Genomic DNA, 7,761 nt, shown 5'->3' on the forward strand with positions numbered 1-7,761 from the left:
AGGCTCTAAGCCTCTCGTGCGTCCCCCACGCGTCACCCTGAGAAGAAGACACCCCCGGCCCCGGCTGGGGGTTTTGTTAGCCGCCCTCTGCCCCGGCTCTCCGCTCCCGCCGCCCGGCCAACTCGGCTGCGGCCAGCGCGGGCAGCAGGCTCAGCAGCAGCCCGGCGGCGATCCCGGACGCCACCGCTCCCCTCTGCTCCAGCGGCAGCCCGCGCCCCAGCAGGGCAGTCAGGCCCGCTCCTCCCAGCGCCAGCAGCAGCACGGCCAGCAGGCCCACCCCCCACGACACCCAGCGTGACTCGCCCGGCCAGCGCCTGCGCCGGGGCAGGGCACATACCAGCCCCACCAGCAGGCCCACGATCAGGAAGATGTTCGAGAAACCGACGGTCAGCGGGTCTATGAGCTCCGAGGGGGCCGACTCCCACGTCAGCAGCGGCCACAGCCCGGCGACCACCCAGGCGGGCCAGCCCAGCGCTCCCAGCACCCGCGCCGGGGCGGGCCGCAGCTGCAGCAGCCCCAGCACCACCGCGCAGGTCAGCAGGACGCCCAGCACTCCTCCCAGCAGGCTCATGTCCGTATCTCACCACGAGCGGAGGAGGCCCCACCCGCAGGCGAGACCTCCCCTTTGATGCTGGCGGCTGGAAGCTGGCCGCTCTTACAGCAGCCCCGCCTCCCGCAGCAGCCGCTGCGCCCGCTCGATGTTCTTGGGCAGCGCGGTGGGGGCCACGCGTGGGCTGCGCTTGGTCACGTCGCTGAAGGGCAGCATGGTGGTGGGCTGGATGATGTTGCCGATCACCGGGTACTCGAAGTTCACGCTCAGGAAGAAGGTCTGGGCGTCCTTGCCGACCAGCGTCCCCAGGAAGCGGGTGGCGGCCGCGCGGTTCTTGCTCGTCTTCAGCAGGGCCGCGCCCGTCGCGTTGCCCAGGTTGCCGATGTCGCCGTTCTTGAAGAAGTAGGTCTCGACGGGGTAGTTCAGGCGGTTGACGCGCTGGACGTAGTAGTGGTTGGTCAGCGCCACGTCGATCTCGCCCGCCCGCATGGCCTCCAGCATCCCCACGTTGCTGGTCTTGTAGTCCTTGGGGGTAAGCGCCTTCATGCCCGCGAGCCACGTCCGGGTGGTGGCCTCGCCGTGCTTGGCGATCATGCCCGCCAGGAAGTCCTGGAAGGAGGGGTAGCTCACCGTCCAGCCGATGCGCCCCTTGAGTGAGGTCATCTTGGGCAGGTCGAGGATGCTGTCGGGCAGGTTGCCCGGCTTGACCTTGTTCGGGTTGTAGGCCAGCACCCGGAAGCGCACGGTGGTGGGCAGCCAGGAGCGGTCGTCGGGCACGTAGTCGGGGGCCACGCCGCGCACCATCGCGGAGGTCAGCTTCAGGAACTTGCCGTCCTCGGCGAGTTCGCCCAGCGCCCCCACGCTGTTGCCCCAGAACACGTCGGCGGGGCTGCGGCTCCCTTCTTCCCGCAGCGCGGCCACCAGCTGGCTGTCGGTGCCGTAGCGCACGTTGACCTTGATCCCGGTCGAGCGCTCGAACTGCTGGACGATGGGGTCCACGAAGGTCTTGGCGCGGCCGGAGTACACGGTGATCTGGCCCTGGGCCAGCGAGCTTCCGGAGAGCAGCAGGGCGGCCGAGGCGAGCAGGAAACGCTTCATGGGGCGAATCCTAAGTAAGTTGGTCGGAATTGTCAAGACACCGGACGGGAGTGCAGGGGCGGGCTCCTACCGCCGTTCCAGCGCCAGCTCGATCAGCCGGGTCACGAGTTCGCTGTAGCTCAGGCCCGCCGCTCCGAACAGCTTGGGATACATGGAGGTCGTGGTGAAGCCCGGCATGGTGTTCACCTCGTTGAGAAACAGCTCGCCCGTCTCCTCGACATAGAAGAAGTCCACCCGCGCCAGCCCCGCGCAGTCCAGCGCCCGGAAGGCGGTCAGGGCCAGGCTGCGGACGCGCTCGGCCACCTCGGCGGGCAGGGGGGCGGGGATGTGCATCTGGGCGCGGCCCTCGGTGTACTTGGTCTCGTAGTCGTAGAAGTCGGCGTCGAAGCGCAGTTCGCCCACCGGGCTGGCGACGGGGGCGTCGTTGCCCAGGATGCCCACCTCCACCTCGCGGGGCTTGTGGGGGGTCATCGCCTCCAGGATCACCCGGCGGTCCAGGGAAAAGGCGAGGTCGAGGGCCGAGTGCAGGTCCTCGGGGCGGCTCACCTTGCTGATGCCCACGCTGGAGCCGAGGTTGGCGGGCTTCACGAAGAGGGGAAAGCCGAGTTCCCCCGCGCGGGCTTCGACCTCCTCCGGGCGGGTCTGCCACTCGCCCCGCACGGCCAGCCGCCACGCCACCTGCGCCACGCCCACCGAGGCGAGCACCTGCTTGGTCATCACCTTGTCCATGCTGACCGCCGAGCCCAGCACGCCGGAGCCCACGAAGGGAATCCCGGCGAGGGTCAGCAGGCCCTGGATGGTGCCGTCCTCGCCCATCGGGCCGTGCAGCAGCGGAAAGACGGCGTCGTAGCCCTCGGCACTCGCGGCGCGGTGCAGCACGAGGTCGCCGCCGGGAATGGCCTGCCCGGTTTCCAGGGCGCGGGCGGTGTCGGTGGGCGGCAGCCAGCGCCCCTGCGGGCTGATCACCACCGGGGTCACGTCGAACTGGTCGCGCGGCAGGGCCGAGAGGACACTGCGGGCGCTCATCAGGCTGACCTCGTGTTCGCCGGACTGACCGCCCGCCAGCAGCAGGATGCGCTTCTTCATCGCGGGGCAGTATGCCACCCGCCGGGGCAGCCCCCCCAAGGTCCCTTGAAACCTCTCACATGCCCCGCTCAGGCTGCGCTATGATTGTCCTCGTCTGACATCCACAGTTCCCGGCCCGGCCTCCCTGCCGGACCACGGCGCAGCACTCCGATCTGCCTCAGGAGGCACCATGAAGAAAGTCGCTCTGCTCAGCTCCCTGCTCCTCGCCGCCGCCGCGGTCACCAGCACCGCCCAGGCCGCCGTCGCCCGCGACACGCTGGTCGTCCAGTGGGCCAACGACGTGCCCACGATGGACCCCGCCGCCACCTATGACACCGCCTCGGGCGCGATCGTGGAGAACATCTACGAGACCCTGGTGACCTACCGGGGTGCCAGCATCCGTGACCTCGAGCCGCTGCTCGCCACCAAGTGGGCCATCAGCAATGGCGGCAAGACCTACACCTTCGACCTGCGCAAGAACGTCAAGTTCCACTCCGGCAACACCATGACCTGCGCGGACGCCGAGTACACCTACGAGCGCAACCTGGTGACCAACGCCGCCGAGTCGGGCAACTGGTTCTTCGCCGAGAGCCTGCTGGGCACCGGCGCGAACGCGAACGACGACAAGACCATCACCTGGGCCCGCATCGACCGCGCCGTCGAGTGCAACCGCGCCGGGCAGCTCGTCTTCACGCTGCCCAAGGTGGACCCGGCGTTCCTGTCCAAGATGGCCTACGCAGGCCAGAGCGTCGTGGACCGCCAGCACGCCATCAAGATCGGCGAGTGGAAGGGCACCGAGGCCGACTGGAAGAACTGGATCGGCAAGGACCTGCAGGGCAGCAAGCTCAGCGCCCAGCCCAGCGGCACCGGCGCCTACCGCCTCGTCCGCAAGGACGCCAACGCGATTCTTGCCCAGGCTTTTGCGGGCTACTGGGGCAAGAAGCCCGCGATCACCAACATCGTGATTCAGAAGGTGCCCGAACTCGCCGCCCGCCAGCAGGCCTTCCTCCGCGGCGACGCCGACCTGATCGAGACCGGCGGCCGTGCCAACATCGAAGAGCAGCTCAAGGGCAAGCCCGGCGTGGTCGTGGTGGACAACCTCCCCAACACCGTGGCGTCGGCGTTCTTCATGAACCAGAACATCAAGGACGCTTCCCGCCTGGGCAGCGGCAAGCTCGACGGGCGCGGCATTCCGGCGAACTTCTTCAGCGACGTGAACGTGCGCCGTGCCTTTGCCAACTCGTTCAACTACGCGCAGTACATCCGGGACGTGCAAAACGGCAAGGGCAAGCAGCGCACCATGCTGCTCCCCGACTCCTTCCCCGGCTACGACAGCAAGGTCAAGACCTACAAGTACGACGCCAAGCAGGCCGAGGCGTACTTCAAGCGGGCCTGGGGCGGCAACGTCTGGAAGAACGGCTTTACCATCAACGCGTCCTACCGCGCGGGCAACGTGGCCTCGCAGACGGCCATGGAGATCCTGAAGAAGAATGTCGAGGCGCTGAACCCCAAGTTCCGCGTCAACATTCAGCCCAAGGAATGGTCGGCGATGCTCAACGACTCCAAGGCCGGGAAAGAGCCCATGATCATCATCGGCTGGGCGCCTGACTACGCCGACGCCGACAACTTCATGTACACCTTCTACTCCAGCAACGGCTACTACTTCCCCCGCGCCAACTGGAAAGACGCGCAGGTCGACAAGTGGCTGGAGCAGGCCCGCACCACCACCAACGCGGCGACGCGCAACCGCCTGTACTCGCTCGTCGGGCAGCGGGCCTACGAGCAGTCGCCCTTCATCCTGATTCCGGCGGGCATCGGGATCATCGCCCACCGCAACAACCTCGTGGGCGTCAGCGCCCGCGCGTACAACCCCATGACCAGCTTCAGCGACACGGGCACCTTCTGGAAGGACCTCAGCAAGCGCTGAGCCGCGCCCGGTTTGTGCGGCAGGGGGGGACGGTCCGGGTGGGCCGTCCTCCCCTCCCCTTGGTCCGTCGGGGCGGCCCCCTGTATGGTGGAGTGCTGACGCTTTTTCCCGCCTCACCTGCGTTCATCACAGGACCCTGACCAGGGGCGAGAATCAGCGCCGACTCCCGGACCACCGGAGACTCCCCCTTTCCGAGGTTTTCATGCTCAATTTCATCGTCCGCCGCCTCGTTCAGATTCCGCTGGTCATGCTGGCCCTGTCGGTCCTGATCGTGGCCCTCACGATGCTGCTCACGCCCGCTCAGCGGGCGGCGGGATACATCCGCAGCGACCAGCAGGCCGCGCAGCTCGAGCGCATCATTCGTGACCGGGGGCTCGACCAGCCCTTCCCGGTGCAGTACGGCAAGTGGCTGCAAAGCACCCTCTCGGGCGACCTGGGCTTTTCCAAGTCCAGCGGTCAGCCGGTGCTGGACACCATCATCGAGCGGCTGCCCAATACCATCGAGCTGACGCTGCTCACCGCCATTCCCATCATCCTGATCGGGGTGTGGCTGGGCACCCTGAGTGCGCTGAACAAGGACCGCTTCATCGATCAGGTGCTGCGGGTCTTCGCGGTGCTGGGCTACAGCCTCCCGACCTTTGTGCTGGGGATCGTGCTGCTGGCCGTGCTGTACGGCTACCTGGGCTGGCTGCCGGGGGCCGGGCAACTGGAGGTGGTCAACCAGTTCGCCATCGGGGACCTGCGGCGCTACACCGGGATGCTGGGGGTCGACGCGCTGCTCAACGGGCGCTTCGACATCGCGCTGGACGTCTTCCGGCACCTGATCATGCCCGCGCTGACGCTGTTTATCGTGAGCAGCGCGACCATTCTCAAGGTGATGCGCAACAACATGCTCGAGGCGCTGACCAGCGACTACGTGCGCACCGCCCGCGCCAAGGGCCTGCCCGAGCGCACGGTGAACCTCAAGCACGCGCGGCGCAACGCGCTGCTGTCGATCATCACGCTGGGGGGCTTTTTGATCATCGGCCTGCTGAGCGGCTCGATCATCACGGAGACGATCTTCGCCTACCCCGGCATCGGGCAGTGGGTGGTGCAGTCGGCCCTGCAACTCGACGTGCCCTCGGTGCTGGGCTTTGCCCTGCTCTCGGCGATCATCGTGGTGGTGATCAGCACCCTGACCGACATCCTGTACGGGGTCGTCGATCCCCGCGTGAGGTTTGACTGATGACGAGCGTTCCCGCCGCCCCCCCGGCCTCCGAGAAGCGCAGCGCCGTGCGCGACTTCCTGTCCTCGCGCCCCATCATGAAGCTGCGGCGCAACAAGCTCGCCATGATCGGGCTGGTGGTCGCCCTGCTGTTCTTGCTGGTGGGCTTCTTCGCGCCCATCATCGCCCGGCCTGCCGCCGACTCCAACTGCGTGCGCGACCTGGGGGCCAGCAGCCCGCAGCAGCTCGCCAACCCGCTCAGCGGCGTGTTCTGGCAGGCGCACTTCGCCGCGCCCGACACCTGTTACGCCATCGAGCGCGAGAGCTTCTCGCCGGTGCCCAGTCCGCCCAGCGAGCAGGCCCGCTTCGGCACCAGCCAGGGCTACGACATCTTTTACGGCCTGATCTGGGGCACCCGCACGATGTTCAAGCTGTCGTTCATCATCGTGGGCATCACCCTGATCGTCGGTGTGATCGTCGGCGCGATCAGCGGCTACTACGGCGGCTGGATCGACAACCTGATTCAGCGCTTTATCGATGTCCTGTTCGCGCTGCCGGGGCTGGTGCTCACGATCATCCTGATCACCTTCCTGAAGGCGAGCAATCCCGGAATAGACCCTTCCCTGCCCATCATCCTGGCCTACACCGTGACGGGCTGGGCCAGCTACGCCCGCATCGTGCGCGGCGACGTGCTGCGGACCCGGCAACTGGAGTTCGTGGACGCAGCCCGCAGCCTGGGTGCCCGCGACCCCCGGCTGATCGGGCGGCACATCGTGCCCAACAGCCTCGCCAGCGTGATCACCCTGGCCGTGCTGGACCTGGGCACCATCCCGCTGTCCATCGCCGCGCTGTCCTTTCTGGGCCTGGGCTTTCCGGCCGGATACGCCGAGTGGGGCCAGCTGGTGGACTTCGCCCGCGCGTGGCTGCAGCCGCAGTACTGGTACGTGATGGTGTACCCGGCGGCCTTTATCATCCTGTTCAGCCTCGCCTTTAACCTGTTCGGTGACGCCCTGCGCGACGCCTACGACCCCAAGACGCGCTGAGCTTCCGCGCCCCTGCCCGCCCCTGGCCTCCTCGCCGGGGGAGGTTTCACTTGGCCCGCGCCCAGACGGTGAGGTCGCCGTCGTCCCTGTCCCAGTCGGTGCCCACCCGCCCGAAGCCCAGCTTCTCCAGCACGCGGGCGCTCGCGGGGTTGATGAGGGCGGTCCGGGCCGTGACCCGCCGCACCCCCGGGCGGGCGAGGAGGGCCGTCACCAGAACGCCGACCGCCTCGGTCGCGTAGCCCCGGCCCCAGGCGGCGGGATTCAGGCCGTAGCCGATCTCCACGTCGCCCGCCTCGTCGAGCGTGCCGCCCCCCCTGGCCCCCATCTGGCCGACGGCGGCTGCGGTCGCCCGCTCGACGAGGGTGGCGCTCCAGCGTTCGCGCTCCGGGTCGAAGGCCGCGAGGCGGGCGGGCAGCAGCGGCAGCAGGTCACCGGGCCACGCCGGGGGGTAGGTCACGGTGAGGGGGCCGTCCGGGGTGGTCAGGGTCGCCGTGAAGGGGGCCTGCGCGAGCCGACCCGCGAGCACTTCACGGGTCAGGGGGACGAGAATCAGGCGGGGGGTGCGGGCATACATGGCCGCAGGGTAAGGCGGACCTGCGGGGCAAGGCGTCGGCCAGATGGCGAGGGTCAGGCCCGCCGTGCGCCCGCCGCGTGGACCCAGACCGGCACCCGGCTCCACGCGGCGGCGTAGCCCAGCCCGGCCAGCGCCCAGAGCGTCCCCACGGCCAGAGGTTGCGCGAACAGGGTGCAGCCCAGCAGGAAGGGGACGGCGGGGACCCCGCCCGACTGCAGGGCGGCGGTCAGGACGGCGCGGGCGGGGGCCTGTCCGGGATCGCGGGCCGCCGAGTGCGCCAGCCGCAGGACCAGCCCGGCG

7 protein-coding genes and 1 pseudogene are annotated in these 7,761 nt (G+C 68.7%); 3 read left to right on the top strand and 5 right to left on the bottom strand.

Features of this window, described 5'->3' with window-relative positions; genetic code table 11:
* Window positions 1-76: 76 nt before the first annotated feature.
* The 3 genes from QOL99_RS12790 to QOL99_RS12800 form a co-directional block, all read right to left on the bottom strand.
* Window positions 77-571 (bottom strand): hypothetical protein, encoded by a 495-nt coding sequence (locus tag QOL99_RS12790; protein WP_285524356.1) that lies wholly within the window; start codon window positions 569-571, stop codon window positions 77-79.
* 84 nt (window positions 572-655) lie between these two features.
* Entirely contained in the window at window positions 656-1,648 is a 993-nt protein-coding gene (locus QOL99_RS12795) for an extracellular solute-binding protein (protein WP_285524358.1), read from the bottom strand.
* A 66-nt stretch (window positions 1,649-1,714) separates the two neighbouring features.
* Window positions 1,715-2,734, bottom strand: a complete 1,020-nt coding sequence (locus QOL99_RS12800; RefSeq protein ID WP_285524360.1) for a D-alanine--D-alanine ligase family protein — start codon at window positions 2,732-2,734, stop codon at window positions 1,715-1,717.
* 169 nt (window positions 2,735-2,903) lie between these two features.
* Between QOL99_RS12800 and QOL99_RS12805 the strand changes: the two genes are divergently transcribed.
* The 3 genes from QOL99_RS12805 (at window position 2,904) to QOL99_RS12815 (ending at window position 6,887) form a co-directional block, all read left to right on the top strand.
* Window positions 2,904-4,640 (top strand): ABC transporter substrate-binding protein, encoded by a 1,737-nt coding sequence (locus QOL99_RS12805; protein ID WP_285524362.1) that lies wholly within the window; start codon window positions 2,904-2,906, stop codon window positions 4,638-4,640.
* Between the two features lie 202 nt (window positions 4,641-4,842).
* The gene (locus QOL99_RS12810) at window positions 4,843-5,865 is read left to right on the top strand and encodes an ABC transporter permease (RefSeq protein WP_285524364.1); all 1,023 of its coding nucleotides are present in this window, start codon (window positions 4,843-4,845) and stop codon (window positions 5,863-5,865) included.
* Window positions 5,865-6,887 carry an ABC transporter permease gene (locus tag QOL99_RS12815; RefSeq protein WP_285524365.1) on the top strand — a complete coding sequence of 341 codons (1,023 nt, stop codon included), beginning with the start codon at window positions 5,865-5,867 and terminating at the stop codon, window positions 6,885-6,887. The genes QOL99_RS12810 and QOL99_RS12815 overlap by 1 nt, the downstream gene beginning before the upstream one ends.
* A 46-nt stretch (window positions 6,888-6,933) precedes the next feature.
* Here QOL99_RS12815 and QOL99_RS12820 read toward each other — a convergent pair whose 3' ends face one another.
* Both QOL99_RS12820 and QOL99_RS12825 read right to left on the bottom strand, forming a co-directional pair.
* Window positions 6,934-7,461, bottom strand: coding sequence for a GNAT family N-acetyltransferase (locus QOL99_RS12820; RefSeq protein WP_285524366.1), 528 nt, complete (start codon window positions 7,459-7,461; stop codon window positions 6,934-6,936).
* A gap of 53 nt (window positions 7,462-7,514) precedes the next feature.
* A pseudogene (locus tag QOL99_RS12825) lies at window positions 7,515-7,761 on the bottom strand (hypothetical protein); the annotation flags it as partial.

This window comes from Deinococcus rhizophilus (genome assembly GCF_030271215.1).
GTDB lineage: Bacteria > Deinococcota > Deinococci > Deinococcales > Deinococcaceae > Deinococcus > Deinococcus rhizophilus.

Excerpts from the sequence above, each read along its gene's own strand:
- QOL99_RS12790 (WP_285524356.1), bottom strand. The coding sequence starts at position 571 with ATGAGCCTGCTGGGAGGAGTGCTGGGCGTCCTGCTGACCTGCGCGGTG.
- QOL99_RS12795 (WP_285524358.1), bottom strand. The coding sequence starts at position 1,648 with ATGAAGCGTTTCCTGCTCGCCTCGGCCGCCCTGCTGCTCTCCGGAAGC.
- QOL99_RS12800 (WP_285524360.1), bottom strand. The coding sequence starts at position 2,734 with ATGAAGAAGCGCATCCTGCTGCTGGCGGGCGGTCAGTCCGGCGAACAC.
- QOL99_RS12805 (WP_285524362.1), top strand. The coding sequence starts at position 2,904 with ATGAAGAAAGTCGCTCTGCTCAGCTCCCTGCTCCTCGCCGCCGCCGCG.
- QOL99_RS12810 (WP_285524364.1), top strand. The coding sequence starts at position 4,843 with ATGCTCAATTTCATCGTCCGCCGCCTCGTTCAGATTCCGCTGGTCATG.
- QOL99_RS12815 (WP_285524365.1), top strand. The coding sequence starts at position 5,865 with ATGACGAGCGTTCCCGCCGCCCCCCCGGCCTCCGAGAAGCGCAGCGCC.
- QOL99_RS12820 (WP_285524366.1), bottom strand. The coding sequence starts at position 7,461 with ATGTATGCCCGCACCCCCCGCCTGATTCTCGTCCCCCTGACCCGTGAA.